Genomic DNA, 22780 nt, shown 5'->3' with positions numbered 1-22780 from the left:
CGAGGACGAGCGACCGGTGCGGGTGCTGCTGGTGGACGACCAGGAGCTGGTGCGGGCGGGCTTCAAGATGGTGCTCGACGCCCAGCCGGACATCGAGGTCGTCGGGGAGGCGGGGGACGGCGCGCAGGCCCTGGAGCGGCTGCGCTCCACGCGCGCCGACGTGGTCCTCATGGACGTGCGCATGCCGCGCATGGACGGCATCGAGACGACCCGGCGGATCGTGTCCGGCGCGTACCCGGGCCCGCCCAAGGTGATCATCCTGACCACGTTCGACCTGGACGAGTACGCGTTCGCCGCGATCAAGGCCGGGGCCGGCGGGTTCCTGCTCAAGGACGCCGGGCCGGCGCAGCTCATCGAGGCGATCCGCGCGGTGCACTCCGGCGACGCGGTGGTGGCGCCCAGCACGACCCGGCGGCTGCTCGACCGGTTCGCCATGCACCTGCCGGACGCCGAGCAGAAGGCCGGCGGGAAGCTGGACGCGCTGACCGAGCGGGAGCGCGAGGTGCTGCTGCTGGTGGCGCGCGGCCTGTCCAACTCCGAGATCGCCGGGCGGCTGTACGTGTCCGAGGCCACCGTCAAGACCCACATGGGGCGGATCCTGACCAAGCTGGGGCTGCGCGACCGGGTCCAGGCGGTGGTGTTCGCGTACGAGACGGGCCTGGTCAAGAGCGGCCAGAACAGCCACCTGGACTGACGTCCCCGCCGTCGGCGGGCTCCCCGGCCGCGCCGGCGCCGTCGTGATCGCCGCGCCGGCGCCGTCGTGATCGCCGCGGCGGCGGCCGTGCGCGCGCCGGGGGCGCCGGGGCGGCGGTCTCCCGATCGGCTCGCCGTCGGAGGACGGCGTACGACTCAGGTCGTACGCGGCGCCGCGCGGTAGCCGCGATGCCGACCGGATCGTCAACGCGCGGGCGATGGCTGGCGGACGCCGGATCCCTAGCGTGGAACGCGTTGTCGACGTCCACGAAGGAGCCAGCGTGACCAGCACGTCCACCGACACGTCCGGCGAAGGGCCGGCCCCCGCCGCCGGAGCCGCCGCTCCCCCCGCCGTCACCGCCGTGGAGGTGTCCAAGGTGTACGGCAGCGGTGACGCGGCGGTGCACGCGCTGCGCGGGGTCAGCGTCGCGTTCGCCCGGGGCGCGTTCACCGCGATCATGGGCCCGTCCGGGTCCGGCAAGTCCACCCTGATGCACTGCCTGGCCGGCCTCGACACCGTCAGCGGCGGCCGGGTCATGCTCGGGGACACCGATCTGACCGCCCTGAAGGACCGGCAGCTGACCCTGCTGCGCCGCGACCGCATCGGTTTCATCTTCCAGGCGTTCAACCTGCTGCCGACCCTCACCGCCGAGCAGAACATCCTGCTGCCGCTGGAGCTGGCCGGGCGCAAGGCCGACAAGGCGTGGTTCGACCGCGTCGTCGACGTCGTGGGCCTGCGCGACCGGCTCGGCCACAGGCCGGGCCAGCTGTCGGGCGGGCAGCAGCAGCGGGTGGCGTGCGCCCGCGCGCTCGTCACCCGGCCCGAGGTGATCTTCGCGGACGAGCCCACCGGGAACCTGGACTCGCGCGCGGGCGCCGAGGTGCTCGGCTTCCTGCGGGCCTCGGTGCGGGAGATGGGGCAGACGATCGTGATGGTCACCCACGACCCGGTGGCCGCCTCGTACGCCGACCGCGTCGTGTTCCTGCGCGACGGGACGATCGTCTCCGAGCTGTTCGAGCCCACCCCCGACACCGTGCTCGACCGGCTCTCCCAGCTGACCGGAGGCGCGGACGGCCCGTCCCTCCGCGCGCGGCACGGGCTGGAGGGCTGAGCGGTGCTCAAGACCACCCTGGCGGGCCTGCGCGCGCACAAGCTGCGGCTGCTGCTCACCGGACTGGCCATCACGCTCGGCGTCGGGTTCATCGCCGGCACGTTCGTGCTGACCGACAGCATGCGGGCGGGCGTGAACGAGAAGTTCGCCCGCTCCGCCGACAAGGTCGACGTGGCGGTCCTGCCCAAGGAGGGCGGGGAGCTGCCCGCCGACCTGCTGGGCCGCGTGCGCGCCGTGCCCGGCGTGACCGACGCGCAGGGCACGGTGCGCGGGGACGCGGCGCTGATCGGCCGGGACGGCAAGGCCGTCGGCGACATGCCCACCGTCGGGATCTCGGTGCCGTCCGGACGGCTGCTGCGCTACGGCGTGGACGAGGGCCGGCCGCCCGCGGGCCCCGCCGAGGCCGTGCTCGACCGCGACACCGCCGAACGGGAGAAGTTCGCCGTCGGCCAGACGATCACCGTCCTGGACCACCGGCAGCGCCCGCACCGCTTCACCCTCGTCGGCATCCTCGACTTCGGCATCGACGACGAGGCGAACATGCGCGGCGCGGTCGGCTTCGACACCGCCACCGCGATGCGCATGACCGGCAAGCGCGTCTTCCGGGAGATCGACGTGGCGGGCGCCGCCGACCGGGCCGCGGTCGCCGCCGTCGCCGGACCGGACGCCGAGGTGCTGACCGGCGAGCGGCTGGGGCGGCGGCTCGCCGCGCGGGCCGGCGCCGACACCGAAGTGATCAGAACCGGGCTGCTGATCTTCGGGCTGGTGTCGGTGCTGGTGTCGGCCCTGGTGATCTACAACACGTTCGCGATCCTCATCGCCCAGCGGATGCGCGAGACGGCGCTGCTGCGCTGCGTGGGCGCGACCCGGCGGCAGCTGTTCGGCGGCGTGCTCACCGAGTCGGCCGTGGTCGGGCTGATCGGCTCGGTGCTCGGCCTCGCCGTGGGCCTCGGCCTCGGCGCGGGCGCCCTGGCGGTGTTCGGCGGGCCCGACGCCGACATCCCCACCTACGGGCTGACGCTCGCGCCGCGCACGATCGCCGTCGGCCTGCTGGTCGGCGTGCTCGTCACGGTGCTGTCGGCGCTGCTGCCCGCCCGTGCCGCCACGCGCGTCTCGCCCGTGTCCGCGCTGCGCGCCGACCTCGAACCCGGCGGCGGCCGGTTCCGGCTCGGCTGGGCGCGGTGGACCGTCGCGGCGCTGTCCGGGCTGCCCGGGCTGGCCGTCGCCTGGTACGGCGCGATGGTCCTGGACAAGGGCGAGTCCGCGCTGTTCACGGTGGCCGCCGGCGGCGGACTGGTGTTCCTGGCGGTGATCGCGCTGATGCCGGCCCTGGTGCGGCCGCTGGGCCGGGTCGCGGGCGCGGTCCCCGCCCGCCTGGCGGGGGTGCCCGGACGGCTCGCCGTGCAGAACGCGCGGCGCTCCCCGCGGCGCACCGCCACCACGACGATCGCGCTGACCATCGGCGTCGGCCTGATGACGATGTTCGCGGTGCTCGCCGCCAGCGTCAAAGCCACCGCGGACGAGCAGCTGGCGGAGGAGTTCCCCGTGGACTACCAGCTGACGACCCAGTGGGGCGGCTCCGACGAGCAGTTCCTCCCGCGGGAGCTGGCCGACCGGCTGCGCGCGCTGCCGCAGGTCGCCGCCGTCACCGAGATGCGCCACGTCGAGGCCCGGGTCGAGTCGTCCGGGCGGGGCGACAGGAGGGAGAGCGTCGGCGCGCTCACCGCGTCCTCGCTCGGCACCGTCGTCAAACCGGAGTTCACCAGCGGCTCGCTGGAGGACCTGCGGCCCGGCACGGTGGCGGTCGCGGACCCGGTGGCCCGCTACTGGAAGCTGCGGATCGGTTCGACCGTCCGGGTGCGGACCCCGCGCGGGCCGCTGGAGCTGAAGGTCGTCGGCACGACCGGGATGGAGGGCCCGGTGCCGCCGCTCCTGGTGACCGAGGCCGACTTCACCCGGTACTTCGGCGCCCGGGACCCCTCGGTCATCTTCGTGAACGCGCGCTCCGGCGCCGCCGGGGAGGGGGCGCGCGCCGCCGTGGAGGCCGCCGCCAAGCCGTATCCGACGGTCCGGGTCACCTCCGCCGCCGAGATCAAGAAGCAGTACACCAAGGCCATCGACATGATGCTGGTCATCTTCGGCGCGCTGCTCGGGCTGGCGATCCTCATCGCGCTGTTCGGCATCGCCAACACGCTGACGCTGTCGGTGGTCGAGCGCACCCGCGAGTCGGCGCTGCTGCGGGCGCTCGGCGTCACCCGGCGCCAGCTGCGCCGGATGCTGTCGGTGGAGGCCCTGATCATGGCGCTGATCGGCGCGGGCACCGGGGTGGCCCTCGGGGTCGCGTTCGGCTGGGCGTCGATCACCGCGATGGCCGAGGACGTCGTCTTCTCGCTGCCGTACGCGAGGATCGCGGTGTTCGTGCTGCTGGCGGCGGCGGCCGGGATGCTGGCCGCCGTGCTGCCCGCCCGCCGCGCCGCCAAGGCGTCCGTCGTGGAGGCCCTGGTCGACGACTGACGACCGGAGCGACACCGAGGAACACCCGCCCGACCGGCCCCGCCGTCCGTCTGCGGACAGGTGGGGCCGGTCCGGGTTCAGCCGGCCGGGAGCCGTCCAGGATGTAGCTCTGAGTGGTGTGATTGTTCACGTACCGTCATTGAGGAGGGGTGCGGAGGGTGTCCGGCCCGGCGGCTCATCGCGCTCGCCGCGCGGGTACGCTGGGTCGCGCACGTCCGGTACCTAGCCGAGGACTGGAACGAACCCATGGACTCACGCGTCACGCCGCCTTCCGGCGCGCCCGGGAACGGCCCTTCGGGCCCCGTGGGGCGGCCCGAGGACCGTCCCGCCCGCCTGGCGGTCGGCGTGCTCGGTCCCGGCCGGGTCGGCAGCGCCCTGGGCGCCGCGCTCGCCCGCGCCGGACACCGCGTCGTCGCGGCGGCGGCGGTGTCCGAGGCGTCCCGGCGGCGCACCGAGGAGCGCCTGCCCGGCGCCGTCGTCACCACCCCGCAGGAGACGGTCGCGGCCGCCGACCTGGTGCTGCTGACCGTCCCGGACGACGTGCTGCCCGAGCTCGCCGAGGGACTGGCCGCCACCGACGTCCCGGTCGAGGGCAAGCTCCTGGCGCACACCAGCGGACGGTTCGGCACCGGCGTCCTGGCGCCCCTCACCCGCGCCGGGGGCCTGCCGCTGGCGCTGCACCCGGTCATGACGTTCACCGGACGTCCCGACGACCTCAACCGGCTGACCGGCATCTCGTTCGGCGTCACCGCGCCCGAACCGCTGCGCCCCGTGGCCGAGGCGCTGGTGGTGGAGATGGGCGGCGAGCCCGTGTGGATCCCCGAGGAGCGCCGTCCGCTCTACCACGCCGCCCTCGCCGGCGGCGCCAACCACCTGGTCACCCTCGTGGTCGAGGCGATGGACCTGCTGCGCGCGGCGGGGGCGCCGGAACCGGGGCGCATGCTCGGGCCGCTGCTCGGCGCCGCCCTGGACAACGCGCTGCGCCTGGGCATCAACGGCCTGACCGGCCCGGTCGCCCGCGGCGACGCGGGCACGGTGCGGGCGCACGTCGACGAGCTGGGCCGCGTGTCGCCGGAGAGCCGCCGCGCCTACGTGGCGCTGGCCCGGCTCACCGCCGACCGCGCCCTGGCCGCCGGGATGCTCAAGCCCGAGGACGCCGAACGGCTGCTCGGCGTCCTGGCCGACCGAACGGCCGACGGAACGGCCGACTGAACCGCCCTGGCCCGATCGAACAAGGAGGGACGTGCATGTGCGGGGCAACCGGCGCCGGACCGGCGGAGGGCGCGGCGTGACTCCCGTCATCGCCAAGACGCGCGACGAACTGGCGGCCGTCCGAGGCGGCGTGACCGGGCGGCTCGCGCTCGTCCCCACGATGGGGGCGCTGCACGAGGGGCACCGGTCGCTGATCCGGCGGGCCCGCGAGCTGGCCGACACGGTGGCGGTGAGCATCTTCGTCAACCCGCTGCAGTTCGGCCCGAACGAGGACTTCGACCGCTACCCGCGCACGTTCGCCGCCGACGTCGAGGCGTGCGCGGCCGAGGGCGTGGACATCGTCTTCGCCCCCACCCGCGAGGTCATGTACCCGTCCGAGCCGCTGGTGCGGGTCGACTCCGGTCCGATGGGGCGCGTCGTGGAGGGCGCGGCCCGTCCCGGGCACTTCGACGGGGTCCTCACGGTGGTGCTGAAGCTGTTCAACCTCGTGCGGCCCGACGTGGCGGTGTTCGGCGAGAAGGACGCCCAGCAGCTCGCGTTGATCCGCCGGATGGCGGCCGACCTGGACGTGCCGGTCGAGATCGTGGCCGCGCCGACCGTCCGGGAGTTCGACGGGCTGGCGCTGTCCAGCCGCAACCGCTACCTGTCCCCCGCCGAGCGGCGCACCGCGCTGGCGCTGTCGCAGGCGCTGCAGGCGGGCGCGGACGCCGCGGCGGGCGGGCCGTCGGCCGTGGTGCGCGCCGCCCGGGCCGTGCTCGACAAGGCCGCCGCGGCCGACCCGCCGCTCGCGCTCGACTACCTGGTCCTGGTCGACCCGGCCACGTTCACCGAGATCGACGACGCCCACACCGGTCCGGCCGTGCTCGCGGTGGCGGGGCGCGTCGGCACCACCCATCTGATCGACAACGTCCCGCTGCGGTTCGGCGAGGAGTCCTGATGTTCCGGACGATGTTCAAGTCGAAGATCCACCGTGCCACCGTGACCCAGGCGGATCTGCACTACGTCGGGTCGCTCACCGTCGACCAGGACCTCATGGACGCCGCCGACCTGCTGCCCGGCGAGCAGGTGCAGATCGTCGACATCGACAACGGCGCCCGCCTGGAGACCTACCTGATCCCGGGGGAGCGCGGCTCGGGCGTGATCGGCGTGAACGGCGCCGCGGCCCGGCTGGTCCAGCCCGGCGACCTGGTGATCATCATCAGCTACGCGGCGATGACCGACGAGGAGGCCCGGTCGTTCCGGCCGACCGTCGTCCACGTCGACCGCGACAACAAGATCATTTCTCTGGGGGACGACCCGGCCGAGCCCGTCCCCGGCTCCTCCCAGACGCGCGGGGACCTCGTCCACGGCTGAGGCGGCCCACGGCGCCGGATCGGGCGGTGCGGCGTCCCCCTGAGACCGCCTGGCCGAACGGAAGCGCCGACCCGGGCGTCAGGGGCGGATCGGGTTAGTGTCACAATGACGAGAACCGATCCAGAGGAGGGGGCATGATCCCTCGGCTGCTCGCCGCCCCGCCGCCCGGGTGGACCGTCGACACGGACGTGGTGGTGGTCGGGTCCGGCATCGCCGGGCTCGTCGCCGCGCTGCGCTGCCGTCCGCACGGACGGGTGCTGCTGGTCACCAAGGCGCTGCTGGACGCCGGCTCGACGCGGTGGGCCCAGGGCGGCATCGCCGCGGCCCTGGCCGCCGACGACGACCCCGCCGAGCACCTGGCCGACACCCTCGCCGCGGGCGTCGGGCTGTGCGACGAGACGGCCGTGCGGGTGCTGGTCACCGAGGGGCCGGACGCGGTGCGGCGGCTGATCGACCTCGGCGCCGAGTTCGACCGCGCCCCCGACGGGAGCATCGCGCTGACCAGGGAGGGCGGCCACCGCCGTCGCCGCATCGCGCACGCGGGCGGCGACGCCACCGGTGCCGAGATCAGCCGGGCGCTGCGGGCCGCGCTCAAGGACGCCGACGTCGAGGTGGTCGAGCACGCCCTCGTCCTCGACCTGATCAAAGACGCCTCCGGCCGCGCCGCCGGGGTCACCCTGCACGTCATGGGCGAGGGGCAGCCGGGCGGCGTCGGCGCGGTGCGGGCCCGCGCCGTGGTGCTCGCGACCGGGGGGCTCGGCCAGGTCTTCTCCGCCACCACCAACCCCGCGGTGTCCACGGGCGACGGCGTGGCGCTGGCGCTGCGCGCCGGGGCCGAGGTCGCCGACCTGGAGTTCGTCCAGTTCCACCCGACCGTGCTGTGGCTGGGCGACGGCGCGCGCGGGCAGCAGCCGCTGATCTCCGAGGCCGTCCGCGGCGAGGGCGCCCACCTCGTCGACGCCGCGGGCGAGCGGTTCATGCTCGGACGGCACGAGCTGGCCGAGCTGGCGCCCCGCGACGTCGTCGCCAAGGGCATCATGATCCGGATGAGGGAGACCGGGGCGCCGCACATGCTGCTGGACGGGCGGCACCTGGGCGCGCGCACCTGGGAGCGGCGCTTCCCCACGATCCTGGCGACCTGCCGCGACCACGGCATCGACCCGGTGACCGAGCCGATCCCGGTGGTCCCGGCCGCCCACTACGCGAGCGGAGGCGTGCGGACGGACCTGTACGGCCGCACCTCCGTGCCCGGCCTGTACGCGTGCGGCGAGGTGGCCTGCACCGGCGTGCACGGCGCCAACCGGCTGGCCTCCAACTCGCTGCTGGAGGGGCTGGTGTTCGCCGAGCGCATCGCCGCCGCGCTGCCCGCCGACCTGTCCGCCGACGACTGGGCCGGACGGCGCGCCGGAGACCCGCAGCCCGCGCCGGCCGGGCAGGGCCTGGTCGGACCGCGGGCGCGCGGCGAGATCCAGCGGATCATGACCGCGTACGCCGGGGTGCTCCGCACCGCCGACGGCCTGGCCGCTGCGGCCCGCGGACTCGACCGCCTCGCCGCGGAGGCCGCGCGCGACCGCGCCGGCGCGCCCGAGCCGTGCGCGGCGGCGTGGGAGGCGACGAACCTGCTCACCGTGGCCTCGGCGATCGTCGCCGCGGCGCGGCTGCGCCGCGAGACCCGCGGCAGCCACTGGCGCGAGGACCACCCCGACCGCGACGACGGCGCCTGGCGCGGCCACCTCGTCACCCGCCTCGCCGACGGCGGCCTCACCACCATCTACGAAGGGAAGACCACGCGATGACGCCGGAACTGGAGGCTCGGCTGGGCGACGCCGGGCTCGATCCACAGGCTGTGGAAAACCTGGTGCGCACGGCGCTGGCCGAGGACGGGGACAGCGACGTCACCAGCGAGCCCGTGTTCGCGCCGGACGACACCGCGTCCGGCGACTTCACCGCCCGCGAGGACGGCGTCGTCGCCGGAATCCCCGTGGCCGAGGTCGTCCTGGAGCTGCTCGGCGTGGAGCACCGGGCCCGGGTCGCCGACGGGGACCGGGTGACCGCCGGGCAGGTGCTGCTGTCGGCGCACGGCCCCACCCGCGCGCTGCTGCGCGCCGAACGCACCGCCCTCAACCTGCTGTGCCACCTGTCCGGCATCGCCACCGCGACCCGCGCCTGGGTGGACGCGGTGGCCGGCACCAAGGCCAGGATCCGCGACACCCGCAAGACCCTGCCCGGCCTGCGCGCCCTCCAGAAGTACGCGGTGCGCTGCGGCGGCGGCGTCAACCACCGGATGGGCCTGCACGACTCCGCGCTGATCAAGGACAACCACGTGGCCGCGGCGGGCTCGATCACCCGGGCGTACGCGGCGATCCGGGACGTCTACCCGTCCCTGCACATCCAGGTGGAGTGCGACACCCTGGACCAGGTCCGCGAGGCGCTCGCGGCGGGCGCCGAATCGATCCTGCTCGACAACATGAGCACCGCCGACATGGCCGAGGCGGTCCGCCTGGTGGACGGGCGCGCCGAACTGGAGGCCAGCGGCGGGCTCACCCTGGACCGGGCCCGAGACGTCGCCGTGACCGGTGTGGACTACCTTTCCGTTGGTGCGCTGACCCACTCGGCGCGCGTGTTCGACATCGGCCTTGACTTCACCTGATCAGCGGGGACCTGATGCTGCTCACCATCGACGTCGGCAACACCCACACCGTCCTCGGCCTGTTCGAGGGCACCGAGGTGATCGAGCACTGGAGGATCAACACCGATCCGCGGCGCACCGCCGACGAGATCGCCGTGGTCCTGCAGGGCCTCGTGCAGCAGAGCCCGCTGCTGGCCGAGACCGACATCAGCGGCATCGCGCTGTGCTCGACCGTCCCGTCCGTCCTCCACGAGATGCGGGAGATGTGCCGGCGCTACTACGGCGACGTGCCCGCGGTGATCGTGGAGCCGGGGGTGAAGACCGGCGTGCCGGTCCGCATGGACAACCCCAAGGAGGTCGGCGCGGACCGCATCGTCAACGCGCTGGCCGCCGCGCACACCCACGGCGGACCGGCGATCGTCGTCGACTTCGGCACCGCCACCACGTTCGACGCGGTGTCGGCCAAGGGCGAGTACGTGGGCGGCGCCATCGCCCCCGGCATCGAGATCTCCATCGACGCGCTGTCGGCGCGCGGCGCCCAGCTGCACAAGATCGAGGTGGTGCGGCCGCGCAACGTCATCGGCAAGAACACCGTGGAGGCCCTGCAGTCGGGCATCATCTTCGGCTTCGCCGGGCAGATCGACGGGATCGTCGAGCGCATGGCCGAGGAGCTGGCCCCCGACCCCGCCGACGTGACGGTGATCGCCACGGGCGGCCTGGCGCCGCTGGTGCTGGAGGAGGCCCGCTGCATCGACGTCTACGAGCCCTGGCTCACCCTCATCGGCCTGCGCCTCATCTACGAGCGCAACACCGCCTGACGTCCGTCGCGGAGCCGCCTCGGGCCGCCTCTCGACGGCCCGGGGCGCGCCCTCTGCGTGCCCTCTGCGGAGGGCCCGCCGACCCGTCCGAGACGTGATCGTGGACGGGGCCGGGAGGCAACGGCGGTCTCGACGGCACAAGCCACCGACGTGGGTCGATAGCCTTGAGCCGTGAGTGACGCGACCTACGACCCTTCGCCCAGGACGGGCGAGCGCCCCGGATCCGCCGACGTCTCGTGGGAGGAGCTCCCCGAGCAGATGCGGGTGCGCCGGGAGAAGCTGGAACGGCTCCGCGCCAACGGCATCGACCCCTACCCGGTCAACTTCCCGCGCACCGCGACCATCGCCGAGATCCGGGAGAAATACCCCGACCTGGAGCCGGGCACCGAGACCGGCGACAGGGTCGGCGTCGCCGGACGCGTCATGCTCATCCGCAACACCGGCAAACTGTGCTTCGCCACCATCCGCGACGGCTCGGGCGACCTGCAGATCATGCTGTCGCTCGCCAACGTCGGGCAGGAGCAGCTGGACTTCTGGAAGCGCGAGATCGACCTCGGCGACCACATCGGCGTGGAGGGCGAGGTCGTCACCTCGCGGCGCGGGGAGCTGTCGGTGATGGCCGACCGGTTCCAGATCACCGCCAAGTGCCTGCGGCCGCTGCCGGAGAAGCACGTCGGCCTGACCGACCCCGAGGCCCGGGTGCGGCTGCGCTACGTCGACCTGATCGTCAACGACGAGGCGCGGCGCATGGCCCGGCTGCGCAGCGACACCGTGCGCGCGGCCCGCGACTTCTGGCACGAGGAGGGGTACCTCGAAGTCGAGACCCCGATGCTGCAGCCGATCCACGGCGGGGCGGCGGCGCGTCCGTTCGTGACGCACATCAACGCCTACGACATGGACCTGTACCTGCGGATCGCGATCGAGCTGTACCTCAAGCGGCTCGTCGTCGGCGGCATCGAGAAGGTCTTCGAGATCAACCGCAACTTCCGCAACGAGGGCGCGGACTCCACGCACAACCCCGAGTTCACGATGCTCGAGGCGTACGGGACCTACCTCGACTACAACGACATGGCCGACCTCACCCAGCGCATGTACCAGCGCTGCGTGGAGGCCGCGCTGGGCACGACCGTGGTGGTGCGCGACGGCCAGGAGATCGACCTCGGCCTGGCCGAGTGGCCGCGGATCACCCTGTACGGCGCCGTGTCGGAGGCGCTCGGCGAGGAGGTCACCCCGCACACGCCGCTGGAGCAGGTCCGCAAGTACGCCGACGCGCGCGGCATCGCCTGGGACCCCAAGTGGGGGCAGGGCAAGCTCGTCCAGGAGATCTTCGAGGAGCTGGTCGAGCACACGCTGATCCAGCCGACGTTCGTCATGGACTACCCGCTGGAGACCTCGCCGCTGACCCGGCAGCACCGCGAGGAGCCGCTGCTGACCGAGAAGTGGGACCTCATCGGGTTCGGCACCGAGCTGGGCACCGCCTACTCGGAGCTCATCGACCCGATCGAGCAGCGCCGCCGCCTCACCGAGCAGTCGCTGCTGGCGGCCGGCGGCGACCCGGAGGCCATGCAGCTGGACGAGGACTTCCTGCGCGCGCTGGAGTACGCGATGCCGCCGACCGGCGGCGTCGGCGTCGGCATCGACCGGATGGTCATGGCGTTCACCGGCAAGAACATCCGCGAGACCATCCTGTTCCCGCTGGTCAAGCCCCAGTGACCCGGGCGGCGGCGCCGCGGGCCGAGCGGCGCCGCCGCGCCCGCGGCTAGGCGGACTCGCGGACGACCAGCTCCGGCGTCAGGACGATCTCGCGGTGCCGGTGCGCGCCGGCGCCGGCCTCGGCCGCCTCGGCGAGGGCCAGCTCGGCGGCGGCCCGGCCGAGCTCCTGCCGGGGCTGGCGGATCGTGGTGAGCGGGACCGCGGCGCTGGCGGCCAGCTCGATGTCGTCGTAGCCGACCACCGCCACGTCCTCGGGCACCCGCACCCCCCGCCGCACCAGCTCGTTGACCAGCCCGACGGCCAGCAGGTCGTTGGCGCAGAACACGCCGGTCGGGACCGGGTCCAGCGCGAGCAGGCGGCGGGCCGCGGCGCCGCCCTCCTTCGGCGTCAGCGTCGCCTGCGCCAGCGTGACCGGCGGCGCCAGGCCCGCGCCTGCGAGGGCGCGGGCGGCGCCGTCCAGCCGGTCCTGGCACGGCTGCGGATGCGGGTTCCCGGTGACGAACGCGACCCGCTCGCGGCCCAGACCGATCAGGTGCCGGGCGGCGACGGCCCCGCCCGCGGCGTGGTCGACCCGCACCGAGCACACGCCCGGCCCGGTGTGGTCGAGCAGCACCACCGCCATGCCCGCCGCGCGCAGCCGGGTGATGCCGGACGCGCCGAGCCCCACCGGGGTGATGAGCACGCCGGCGGCGTGCTGCTGCTCCAGCAGCTCCAGGCAGCGGCGCTCCTTGGCGGCGGAGTTGTCGTTGGTGAGCCACAGGACGTCGCGGCCCGCCGCGTTGAGGGCCTGTTCGGCGCCGCGGGCGACGTCCGTGGCGTACGGGTTGGCCAGGTCCTCGACGACGACGCCGAACGGCCGGAGGCGGGGGTCGTCCGGCCCGAGGCCGCGGCCCTGGCGCAGCCGCCGGGCGGACTCGTTGCGTACGAAGCCGAGTTCCTCGATGGCTGCGCGTACACGGTTACGGGTGGCTTCGGCCACGAGGTCTGGCCGGTTTAGGACATTCGAAACGGTCCCAACTGAGACCCCGGCGCGCCTCGCGACTTCCCGGATACTGCTTTGAGGCAACTCTCTCCTCGTCGACCCCGGACTTGTTTTCGCAGGTTATCGAGTTGTCCGGACCATGCCCCCGCGAAGTCGGTCGCGGACCGTAGTCGCAAGACCACACAACGTACTCATTGCACGCTTGACGGGCCGGATCCGGCCGCCTAGCGTTCCGAGCCGAAGCGTGCCTTGAAACGATTCACGATCATCGCCCTCGATGGTAGGGGCGGATCGGACGAGGAGGGATGGGTTGACGTGACCAGCGGCCAGAACCCGTCCCGTGCACGACGCGCTCCCCCGCAAGCCCGCCACGACGTCGTGAGCGCGCCCGACGCGATGGAAGGCGCATCCGCGTCCGGTCGGCCTAACGAGTGAATCGTTACCCGGGGTTCCCGTTCGGCGCCGAGCAATCGGCCCATCGGCCACCTCCGGCCAAGCGCGCCAGACGGCAAGGGACACCGATGATCTCGGTCCGGCCCCCCGCCCCGGACCCGGCAACCCGACGCGTACAGATCGAGGCCCGCCCGTGCCTGTGCAGCGGACGGCTGCATCCCCGCGGTCATCACCACGGACGAGGGAGGACGGAGTGGAACAGGCCACCATCGCACGTCGTGGCACCGACGAGCTGCGTCTCAGCGAGGAGGAGATCAAGCTTCTCGCCCAGATCGCCAGCGGTGTCACCGCGGACGTGGCGGCACGCAAACTGGAGCTGAGCGCCCGGACCCTGCGCCGCCGGTTGCGGAACATCTGCGACCGGCTGGAGGTCAACACGCCGATCGAGGCCGTGGTCTGGGCGGCCCGGCGCCAGCTCATCTAGGGGCGCGCCCTTCGCCCGCCCCCCGGCGGGTGACGGCGCGGCAGCTCTGACCGAGCATCGGCGACCACCGTCCGACCCCGCGCGGCGACGTCGGCGCTCCGCAGGCGCGTCCCTGCGGGAGGGCGTCGCCGCGGACGTGGTCCGGTCCCCGCGGGCAGTGCGCACGCCCGTCGGGAGGACGCCGGCCCGGTCCGCCGTCGCGGTGGATCCGTGCGCCTCCGACGACGGGCGTGCGCGCCCGAGCGTGCGAGGCCGTGCGCGTCCGGCGCCATCGCCGCGGGCGGCTCGGCTCAGGCGACCCGGACGGCGCCGGCGTACGGGCGGCCGGCCATCGGAGCGATCTTCACCACGTCACCGGTCCGCGGCGCGTGCAGCATCTTGCCGTTGCCCACGTACAGGCCCACGTGGTGCAGGTCGGAGTAGAAGAACACCAGGTCGCCGGGCTGCAGCTGGTCGCGGGGCACGTGCGTGCCGGCGTTCCACTGGCTGCCGGTGTAGTGCGGCAGGCTGATGCCCACCTGCCGGTAGGCCCACATCACCAGGCCCGAGCAGTCGAAGGCGTTCGGCCCGGCGGCGCCCCACACGTACGGCTTGCCGATCTTCGTCATCGCGTACCGCAGCGCCTGGGCGGCCTTGCCGGTGCCGACCACGGGCAGCTTGACCAGCTGCGTGGGGTCCCGCTTGACGAGCTTGCCGCGGACCTTCTCGTACGCCGCGGTGACCTTCTTGCGCTGCTCCTCCAGCTGGGACCGCAGCTGCTCCACCTGCTTGGCCCGCTCCTCGGCGGCCTTGCGGGCGCGCTCGGCCGCCTGCATGGCCTGCATCAGGCCCTGCACCTTGGTGCCGTCCTGGGTGGCGAAGTAATGCAGCGTGGCGGCCTGGTCGAGCAGCGCCTGCGGGTTCTGGGCGGCCAGGAACGAGACCGTGGGGTCGGCGCCGCCCTGCATGTAGCTGGTGGCCGCCAGCCGGCCGACCTTGGCGCGGACCTCCTCCAGCTCCTTCTGCCGGCGCTTGGCGTTCTCGCCGGCGACCTTGGCGGCGCGCTGCGACTGCTTCAGCTTGACGCGCAGGCCGTTGTACTGCTCGGTGAGCCGCTCCAGCTGGTCGGCGAGCTCGGTCGCCTGGTCGCGCAGCTCCTTGGTGGACGGCTCGGGGTCGGCGTGCGCGGCGGGGGCGGGCGCGGCCGCGACGAGGGAGACGGCGGCGAGCGCACCGGTCACCGCGGCGGCTCCGCGGCCGGGACGGAAGGCGACGCGCGCGGCGCGCCGCACGAGCGAACGGGATGCGGGGCGCGAGGGCTCCACGAACTCTCCTCTCCTCGTCCGCCTACCGGGTGAGCTGACGGGTTCGGGCCGGAGCCTGCCCTTCCGCGCACGTGCGGAGCGTCCGCACCGTGCGGATTCACCCCAGGTCGGCATGGCTCTGGAGTCGTCCCGGAACCGTCCGATCGCGGGTCCCCGGTTCCTGCGGGGCGGCGGATGCGGCCCCACGGGACTCGGCGGTTCGGCCAACCGATCACGGGGGCCGATGTCAGCGCAGGAGACTAACGGAGCGCTCGTTCCCTGCCAACCAGAACATGCGAAATCGCAGAGGGCTCATCGGCGCTCAGATGTAACGCGCGCGGGCGATCGCCGTGCTAGCGGGCTTGTGCGATCACATCCGTGTGCGCTATTTCACTTTCTGTCGCCTTTGTTGGCGCGGCGGCGTCCGCGGGGCGTCCGTGCCCTCGCGTCCGGCGCGTCGCCCCGTCGGCCCTTGTGTCCCATCGGCGTGACGCGCCGACGGCCGAAGGTGACCGACCGGCCACAGGTGACCGCTTCCGGTCCGATAATGTCGCCTGTTTGTGGAAGTCGTGATCAGGCGGGCCCGCACCGCCGACGTGCCGCACATCCGGCGGCTCATCGACATGTACGCCGGGTCAGGGCCGCGGATGCTCGCCAGGTCCACGGTGACGCTCTATGAGGACGTCCAGGAGTTCTGGGTGGCCGAGGACGTCCAGGCGGCGGCGCCGGAGGGCCGAGAGGGCTCACGGGGGCGCGGGGGGCGCGTCGTGGGCTGCGGCGCCCTGCACGTGATGTGGGAAGACCTGGCCGAGGTGCGCTCGGTCGCCGTGGACAAGGAATACGTGGGACGCGGCATCGGGCACCGCATCGTCGAACGGCTTCTCGACACCGCGCGGGAACTCGGAGTACGAAGGGTGTTCTGCCTGACCTTCGAAGTGGAGTTCTTCGCCCGGCACGGCTTCGAGCCGATCCTGGGAACGCCGGTGTCGCGCGAGGTGTACGAAGAGCTTCTCCGTTCCTACGACGAAGGCGTGGCCGAGTTCCTGGACCTCGACCGGGTCAAGCCGAATACGTTGGGCAATACCCGGATGTTGCTTCGCCTGGAGGACTGACCGATGACCGACTCCCCCCACCGCGGACGGCAGTATCCGCGGCAGCCCCCGGGCCCGCCGTATCAGGGCGGACCGTCGTACGGCTCCCCGCAATGGCAGCAGCCCTCCCAGGGGTCGCTGTGGCAGGGTGGGGTGGCTCCCCAGCAGCAGTGGCATCAGCAATGGCAGCAGCCCTCCGTCCAGGCGTACGACGCGGGCGGCTACGACGACGCCGCGGGCCTTCCTCTCGCGCCGATCCTCCGCAGGGCCGGGGCGCGCATCATCGACAACGCGCTCGTCGCCGTTTTCGGCTTCGCGCTGGTCGTGCCCATCACCGTCGGCATCATCGGCCTCGACACCTCCGGGAGCAAGGCCACCAGCGAGGGCGGCATCTGGAACTGGCCCATCATCTTCACCCTGTTCTCCGTCCTTGCGGTGCTGCCCTTCCTCTATGAGGCGATCCAGCTCTCCCTGTGGGGACGGACGCTCGGCAAGCGCATTCTCCACCTCGGAGTGGTGCAGGCGCGGCCTGCGGGCGAGCGCCTGACGATGACGCAGGCCATCTGGCGCGCCGGGGTCATGCACATCGGCTACCAGCTCGGGGTCTTCTTCTTCCTCGTGCTGGCCGTCATGGTGTGGGACTACTTCGCTTACGGGATGCTGCTGGTCTGGATCGGCACCTTGATGGCCCACCTGTGGGCGATCTGGGACCAGCCGCTGCACCAGGCCCTGCACGACCGCTTCTCCGGGACGCTGGTCATCGACGAGCGCGCCGAGTACTCCGGATACTCCGACGAGGCGGGCGGCTACACCGGCCAGACCCTGGAGTACCCCGGCCACTCGGGCTACGAGGGGTAGCCCGCCGTGGCGGCGTCGCAGGACGTTCCCGGCGCCGACCCTCTCCCCGCACGGGGCGGCGAGGCGGCTCCGGAACCCGCCGAACCGGCGCAACGGCTGGTCGCGCGCATCGTCGACACGCTCATCGTGGGCCTTCCCGTGGTCATGGTGCTCCGGGAAGGCTTCCCCGGCCTGCACCTGGAGACGGTCGCCCCGCCGCTCGTGGCGGGTCTCCTCCTGGTCTACGAGTGGATCCAGCTCTCGTTGTGGGGGCGCACGCTGGGCAAGCGTTTCGCGGGCATCGAAGTCGTCCGCGAGGACCCGGGACGTCCGGCGACGGACAGGACGCGCCCCGGGGCCCTGCGGTGCCTCCTGCGGACCGTCACCTACTGCCTGCCCGTCGCGATCCGCCCCGTGCCCGTGTTCGGAGTGGTCGCGGGCCTGTTCTGGGTGGCGAACGCGGCGGCGATATACGAGTCGCGCCTGGAACAGGGCGCGCGGCGCAGAGCCCTGCACGACCGTTTCGCGGGAACGGTCGTGGTGAAACGCCCCGTCGCGCCGGCCGGGGCTCAGGAGGGCTGAGCGGCTCGCACTCCGTCCCGTGCTTCGCGCCGCTCTTCTTGAGCCCATGGGGAGCCCCGGCGCGAGAGGAAGCGGCGGGCGCTTTCGACCATGCCCGCCTCATAGGCCCTAACGGCGGCCGCCCGAGCGCTCACGGGCGGCCCGGCTCTCTCCTGGGCGATTGCCCCTGAGAACCGCCCCTTTGCCGGCGCCGTCGACCCGCTCGACCTCTTATGACGGCCGCCCATTCCTAGAATGAGATTCTGTCGGGTGGGGCGAGCGTTCCGCGCTCCACGCCCGCGCGTGCGGCCTTATGTCGGCGGTCGAACGCCGATGGTCGAGCCCATACGGCCGCGGAACCGTTGAGAACCGCGAGGGATCGGCGCGGGGTGTCCATGAGGCCCCCATTGTCGGCAGGTGCGATCAGAGAGGACAGAACGCGCGGCGCCCGGCTCTGTGCGTCGTCCACAAGACAGCAGCCGGATCCGGTCGTACCGTGGTCGTCAACTGGTGCGAGAAGGGGCTTTGCGAGGCCATGCGGCATCGGATCGCAGGAGATGCCAGGCAGATCCTTCGGCATACAGGGAGATGGCGGACGCGCGTTAGACCGCGCCACTGGCGGCACAACACGGCGCTTGCAGCGACGAAAGGCGTCCGGTGGGGCGGGCGGCGCCCGATGGTGCCGGCGGCGCCTAAACAACAACGCCAGTACGGGCGGCCCGGATGCGAAGCGGCCGCGGCGAGTCACCGGCCGCGCGCATCCAGTGCGCCGTCGGTAAGGTTCCCGGAGCACGCGGACCGTCGCCGCCTCCCAACAGCGGGAACAAAGAGTAAAGACTTGCGGAGGTCTCAACGCTGGATCGGGCGGATGACCGCCCGGTGATTACCCGCTGTGATCGGCGTGCTCGGGCCGGCGGTACCGGACATGCCGCCGGAGGTGCCGGTGCCGTATGCTCCCGTCGGCGCGTCGCCGCGCAGAGGCACGATGACGCGGCGCAGGCGGCGCTCCTAACGATGTCCGTTCGCCGGGTGAAGCGCTCCACCGCGTGACGGCATTGCTCGCTTATCCGCTGTTATCGGTGTGGTGCGGTCACGGTCGACCGGCGGTGCGGCGCCGGGAAGTCGAGGCGTGCGCCGGGCGACGGCAAAGGATTTCGCGGCGCCGCTCCCGGCCGGAATCTATCGACATCGGCGGCTCCGGTCCGGCGCCAACACCGACGTCACAGGGGGTGCGGCCGCCGCGGCATTCCCTCGGCCCGTGTGGTTAGTGCCGTTACGTCGGGCTTAATCGGGGTCGCCGGGGGACGCCGCCGCCCTCCCCGTTAAGGTGAGCCGGACCCTCATTTCCGCAGGCGCGGCGGGTCGTCCCGAAAGCCGCCGGCCCGGAAACCCCGCCCAATGCATGATCGTCCCGGCGGTCCGGGCGGCGTGATCTCGGTCACGCCGAAATCGTGACCCGGCTCCAGGGGCCGGACAATTCCGCCACGCCAGGCCCTCCTCGGGCCCCGGCCGGGGCCGGGGCTAAGGGGCCGCCGACCCGGTTTCGCCCCTCGTGATTACGAAGAGTTACCGAGGGGCAAGCAAACTTCATCGCGAGTGTTGAATTGTCATCGGCAAGCATGGCGGTATATGTTTGTCAACCGAATGCAGTTTGCTCCAGCTGAAAGGTCTGTCTCCATGGCACAGAAGGTTCAGGTGCTTCTCGTCGACGACCTCGACGGTGGCGAGGCGGACGAGACCGTGCAGTTCTCGATCGATGGCGCCTCGTACGAGATCGATCTCAGTAGCGCCAACGCTAAGAAGCTGCGGGATTCCCTGCAGCCGTTCGTCGAGAAGGGCCGCAAGGCGGGCACCGTCCGCCGGGGCGGCCGCCGGCAGCGCGGCGCCTCGAGCCGCGAGCGCAGCGCCGAGATCCGCGCGTGGGCCAAGCGCAATGGCATCAAGGTCAATGAGCGCGGCCGCATCCCGCAGAATGTGATCGAGCAGTACGAGGCGGCCAACTGAGCCCGTTCGTCCGTCCGGGCGGGCCACCCTGCTCGGTGAGTTGCGCTCACCTCCGCGGGTGGCCCGTCTTTGGTGTCTCCCGGGGGCGATCCCCGGACCCCGTTGCGGCTCATGTGAAGGATCGCCGCGACGGGGCGAGGCGTCCTGTCCGGTGAGTTCCGCTCACCTTCGGGCGGGGGCCGTCCTCAGGTCATTCGGGACGACCTGAACGCCGGTATCTCCGGTGTGGGGCGCGCTGCAAGTGGAGGGCGGCTTTGCTCGGTGGGTCGGCGCTCACGTCCGGGTGAGGTCCTTCCCGAAGGACCGTCGTCGGGACGTCCGAGGCGATCCTCGGGCCCGGCTGCGATGGGCCGATGCGGGCGTGTCGTGGCGTGCTGCTCGGTGCGTCCGCGCAGTCGCCGGGAGGTCCATGCGCAGGGCTTCCAGTCGCAGTCCGGGCCCGGCCGCCTTTCCCGCGCGCCAGGCCGTCCTGTCCGGTGAGCCCGCTCTCACCGTTGGGCGAGACCCGTCGGGTCGGCCCGGACGCCGATGTCGCCGGTGTCGAGGCGCACCGCACGGAGCAGGGCGTCGTGGAGGACTGGCGCTCACGTCCGAGCGGGCCGACCTCGGGGCGTCCGGAGCGGTCCCCGAGGGGCGAGCAGGCGGTAGAAGGCGATTGCCCGAGCCGCGGGCGGCCACCCTGTTCGGCCTCCGAGAAGGTGCGGTGCACGTCGCGGACGGACTCCACGACCGACCCCGCAGCCTGACCATGTCGCCTTCGTGCCGCTTGGGTCGGCGATGGCGTCGCTGAGGGCCGCTGTGGGCGCGTAGGACATCCTGAGAGAGAGTGCCGGCGGATCGTTCGCATGAGGTCGGGCGTAAGGGCCTCTAGCGGCAGCTCAGGCCCGGCCGCCCCTTGCACGTGAAGGTGGCCTGCGCGGTGAGTTCCGCTCACCTCCAGGCGGGATCTGTCCTCGAGCGTCCGGAGCGATCCCCGAGGCGCGGGCAGGCGGTAGAACAGGTGACTGCCCGAGCCGCGGACGATTCGGCCCCCAGGAAGGAGTGGTGCACGTCGCGGACGGATCCACGGCCGACCCCGCGGTCATGACCATGTCGCCTTCGTGCCGCTTGCGTCGGCGATCGATGCCTGAGGGGCGCTGTAGGCGCGTAGGACGTCCTGAGAGGGAGTGCTGGCGGCCGTCGCAGGAGGTCGCGCGTAAGGGCCTCCAGTGGCAGCTCAGGCCCGGCTGCCCCTTGCATGTGTAGGGGGCCTGCGCGGTGAGTTCGGCTCACCTCCAGGCCGGGGTATTCGGGGCGCTGAACTGCCGGTATCTCCGGTGTGGGGGCTGCAAGTGAAGGGCGGCTTGCTCGGTGGCTCGGCGCTTCCGTGCGGATGAGGTCTTCCCGAGGGGGCGGCCTCGGACGCCTGGGTCGATCCTCGGGCCCAGCTGCGATGGGCCGTGAGGACATGTGCGGCGTTCTGCTCGGTGCGTTCGCGCGGCCGTCGGTCCGTGCGCAAGGGCTTCCAGCCGCAGTCCGGGCCGGCCGCCTTTCCCGCGCGTCAGGTCGTCCTGATCTGGTGGGCCCGCTCTCACCGTCGGGCGGGGCCCGTCGGGTCGGCCAGGACGCCGATGTCGCCGGTGTCGAGGCGCACCGCACGGAGCAGGGCGTCGTGGAGGACTGGCGCTCACGTCCGAGCGGGGCCGGTCTCGGGCCTCCCGGGGCACCCCCAGGTCGTGGGGGCGCTGAGGGGAGCTGGGAGGCGGCTCGCCGACGGCTTCAGCGGCAGCCCGGGACAGGGGCGCGGCTCGCCTACATTGGTGAGGTGCATCCGGCTCGGTGGGGTCCGCTTACCGCCGAGTGCACGGATGTCGGTGTCTCCCGGCAGACTGGGTGTCACGTCCGGGCAGGGCGTGAGCGTCCTACATAGTGCGCGCTCTGCACCAGGGCGGCAGGGAAGTCGGCGTCTCCCTTCGAGGCGTCCGGAGCCTCCAGACCCCTCGGTGAAGGAGACATGCCGCCATGGGCGGTGCGGGCTTGCGGATGACGGCCTTGTCGGGTATTGACGGCGCCCCCGGACAAGGCCGGTGCGGCGAACACCGCGGATGCGGCGCGTCCTCGCAGAAGGCCGCGCCGACCTGCGGAAAGCCCTCGTTCGCTTGAGGCGTAGAGGGAACATCGCGCGCCGTCGCGGTAGTTGGATGAGGATGAACAGCGCTTAGCTGGGGAACGTCTCCTGGTGGGACTGCACCGGGCGGCCTCCTCGGGGCGGGCTAGCATGCGGAAGGACAGGTCCGGACATTCCGGACACTGCCCAACCGCTCTGTGAGGAGCGACGAGATGTTCGAGAGGTTCACCGACCGCGCGCGGCGGGTTGTCGTCCTGGCTCAGGAGGAGGCCAGGATGCTCAACCACAACTACATCGGCACCGAGCACATTCTGCTTGGCTTGATCCACGAGGGTGAGGGGGTCGCGGCCAAGGCGCTGGAGTCGTTGGGGATCAGTCTGGAGGCGGTGCGGCAGCAGGTCGAGGAGATCATCGGCCAGGGTCAGCAGGCGCCGTCGGGGCACATCCCGTTCACTCCGCGTGCCAAGAAGGTGCTGGAGCTGTCGCTGCGTGAGGCGTTGCAGCTGGGGCACAACTACATCGGCACCGAGCACATCCTGCTGGGTTTGATCCGTGAGGGCGAGGGTGTGGCCGCTCAGGTGCTGGTGAAGCTGGGCGCGGACCTGAACCGTGTGCGTCAGCAGGTGATCCAGCTCCTGCACGGTTACCAGGGCAAGGAACCTGCCGCCTCCGGTGGGCCCGCCGAGTCCGCTCCGTCCACCTCTCTCGTGCTCGACCAGTTCGGTCGGAATCTGACGCAGGCGGCGCGTGAGGGCAAGTTGGACCCGGTGATCGGTCGTGACAAGGAGATCGAGCGGGTCATGCAGGTGCTGTCGCGGCGGACGAAGAACAATCCGGTGCTGGTCGGTGAGCCGGGTGTCGGTAAGACCGCGGTGGTGGAGGGGCTGGCGCAGAAGATCGTCAAGGGCGAGGTGCCCGAGACGTTGAAGGACAAGCAGCTGTACACCCTGGATTTGGGTGCGCTGGTGGCGGGGTCGCGGTATCGCGGTGACTT

General features: G+C 72.6%; 16 protein-coding genes, 1 pseudogene and 1 riboswitch. Of the genes and pseudogenes, 15 read left to right on the top strand and 2 right to left on the bottom strand.

Going from position 1 to position 22780, the window contains the following annotated elements:
• The first annotated feature begins 16 nt into the window (after positions 1–16).
• The 9 genes and pseudogenes from AR3_RS12815 to lysX all read left to right on the top strand — a co-directional run bounded on the left by AR3_RS12815 (position 17) and on the right by lysX (position 12044).
• The gene (locus tag AR3_RS12815; RefSeq protein WP_281179259.1) at positions 17–694 is read left to right on the top strand and encodes a response regulator transcription factor; all 678 of its coding nucleotides are present in this window, start codon (positions 17–19) and stop codon (positions 692–694) included.
• A 280-nt stretch (positions 695–974) separates the two neighbouring features.
• On the top strand, positions 975–1805 hold the full coding sequence (locus AR3_RS12810) for an ABC transporter ATP-binding protein (protein WP_390098660.1): 831 nt from the start codon (positions 975–977) through the stop codon (positions 1803–1805).
• A gap of 3 nt (positions 1806–1808) precedes the next feature.
• A complete protein-coding gene (locus AR3_RS12805; protein WP_067913544.1) occupies positions 1809–4319 on the top strand; it encodes an ABC transporter permease in 2511 nt (836 codons plus the stop codon).
• Between the two features lie 246 nt (positions 4320–4565).
• Complete coding sequence (locus AR3_RS12800) at positions 4566–5531, top strand: Rossmann-like and DUF2520 domain-containing protein (protein ID WP_083951410.1); 966 nt, start codon at positions 4566–4568, stop codon at positions 5529–5531.
• 76 nt (positions 5532–5607) lie between these two features.
• Positions 5608–6468: a pantoate--beta-alanine ligase gene (gene panC / locus AR3_RS12795; RefSeq protein ID WP_067913635.1), complete on the top strand. Its 861-nt coding sequence runs from the start codon at positions 5608–5610 to the stop codon at positions 6466–6468.
• Complete coding sequence (gene panD / locus AR3_RS12790) at positions 6468–6884, top strand: aspartate 1-decarboxylase (RefSeq protein WP_067913539.1); 417 nt, start codon at positions 6468–6470, stop codon at positions 6882–6884. The genes panC and panD overlap by 1 nt, the downstream gene beginning before the upstream one ends.
• A 134-nt stretch (positions 6885–7018) precedes the next feature.
• Positions 7019–9534, top strand: a pseudogene (locus AR3_RS12785) (L-aspartate oxidase).
• 14 nt (positions 9535–9548) lie between these two features.
• On the top strand, positions 9549–10331 hold the full coding sequence (locus tag AR3_RS12775) for a type III pantothenate kinase (RefSeq protein WP_067913528.1): 783 nt from the start codon (positions 9549–9551) through the stop codon (positions 10329–10331).
• 171 nt (positions 10332–10502) lie between these two features.
• Positions 10503–12044 carry a bifunctional lysylphosphatidylglycerol synthetase/lysine--tRNA ligase LysX gene (gene lysX / locus AR3_RS12770; protein ID WP_083951408.1) on the top strand — a complete coding sequence of 514 codons (1542 nt, stop codon included), beginning with the start codon at positions 10503–10505 and terminating at the stop codon, positions 12042–12044.
• A gap of 46 nt (positions 12045–12090) precedes the next feature.
• On the opposite strand, the gene AR3_RS12765 is transcribed toward lysX, so the two are convergent.
• Entirely contained in the window at positions 12091–13110 is a 1020-nt protein-coding gene (locus tag AR3_RS12765) for a LacI family DNA-binding transcriptional regulator (protein ID WP_067913527.1), read from the bottom strand.
• A 562-nt stretch (positions 13111–13672) separates the two neighbouring features.
• Between AR3_RS12765 and AR3_RS12760 the strand changes: the two genes are divergently transcribed.
• A complete protein-coding gene (locus AR3_RS12760) occupies positions 13673–13903 on the top strand; it encodes a LuxR C-terminal-related transcriptional regulator (RefSeq protein ID WP_067913519.1) in 231 nt (76 codons plus the stop codon).
• A gap of 290 nt (positions 13904–14193) precedes the next feature.
• On the opposite strand, the gene AR3_RS12755 is transcribed toward AR3_RS12760, so the two are convergent.
• Positions 14194–15207, bottom strand: coding sequence for a C40 family peptidase (locus AR3_RS12755; protein WP_227023243.1), 1014 nt, complete (start codon positions 15205–15207; stop codon positions 14194–14196).
• A 3-nt stretch (positions 15208–15210) separates the two neighbouring features.
• Positions 15211–15414, bottom strand: a riboswitch (cyclic di-AMP (ydaO/yuaA leader).
• 395 nt (positions 15415–15809) lie between these two features.
• Between AR3_RS12755 and AR3_RS12750 the strand changes: the two genes are divergently transcribed.
• The 5 genes from AR3_RS12750 to AR3_RS12730 form a co-directional block, all read left to right on the top strand.
• Positions 15810–16298, top strand: a complete 489-nt coding sequence (locus AR3_RS12750) for an amino-acid N-acetyltransferase (RefSeq protein ID WP_245637880.1) — start codon at positions 15810–15812, stop codon at positions 16296–16298.
• Between the two features lie 3 nt (positions 16299–16301).
• Positions 16302–17135, top strand: a complete 834-nt coding sequence (locus AR3_RS12745) for an RDD family protein (protein WP_067913513.1) — start codon at positions 16302–16304, stop codon at positions 17133–17135.
• A 6-nt stretch (positions 17136–17141) separates the two neighbouring features.
• Positions 17142–17696, top strand: a complete 555-nt coding sequence (locus AR3_RS12740) for an RDD family protein (RefSeq protein WP_083951404.1) — start codon at positions 17142–17144, stop codon at positions 17694–17696.
• A gap of 1656 nt (positions 17697–19352) precedes the next feature.
• A complete protein-coding gene (locus AR3_RS12735; RefSeq protein ID WP_067913510.1) occupies positions 19353–19679 on the top strand; it encodes a histone-like nucleoid-structuring protein Lsr2 in 327 nt (108 codons plus the stop codon).
• Between the two features lie 2319 nt (positions 19680–21998).
• On the top strand, positions 21999–22780 hold a 782-nt coding region (locus AR3_RS12730; RefSeq protein ID WP_281179257.1), incomplete at its 3' end, for a Clp protease N-terminal domain-containing protein.

The sequence above is a fragment of the Actinomadura rubrobrunea NBRC 15275 genome, assembly GCF_001552235.1.
In the GTDB taxonomy this organism is placed as follows: Bacteria; Actinomycetota; Actinomycetes; order Streptosporangiales; family Streptosporangiaceae; genus Spirillospora; species Spirillospora viridilutea.
Note: the sequence above shows the minus strand (reverse complement) of the source record. Positions and strands in the feature narration are given on the sequence as shown.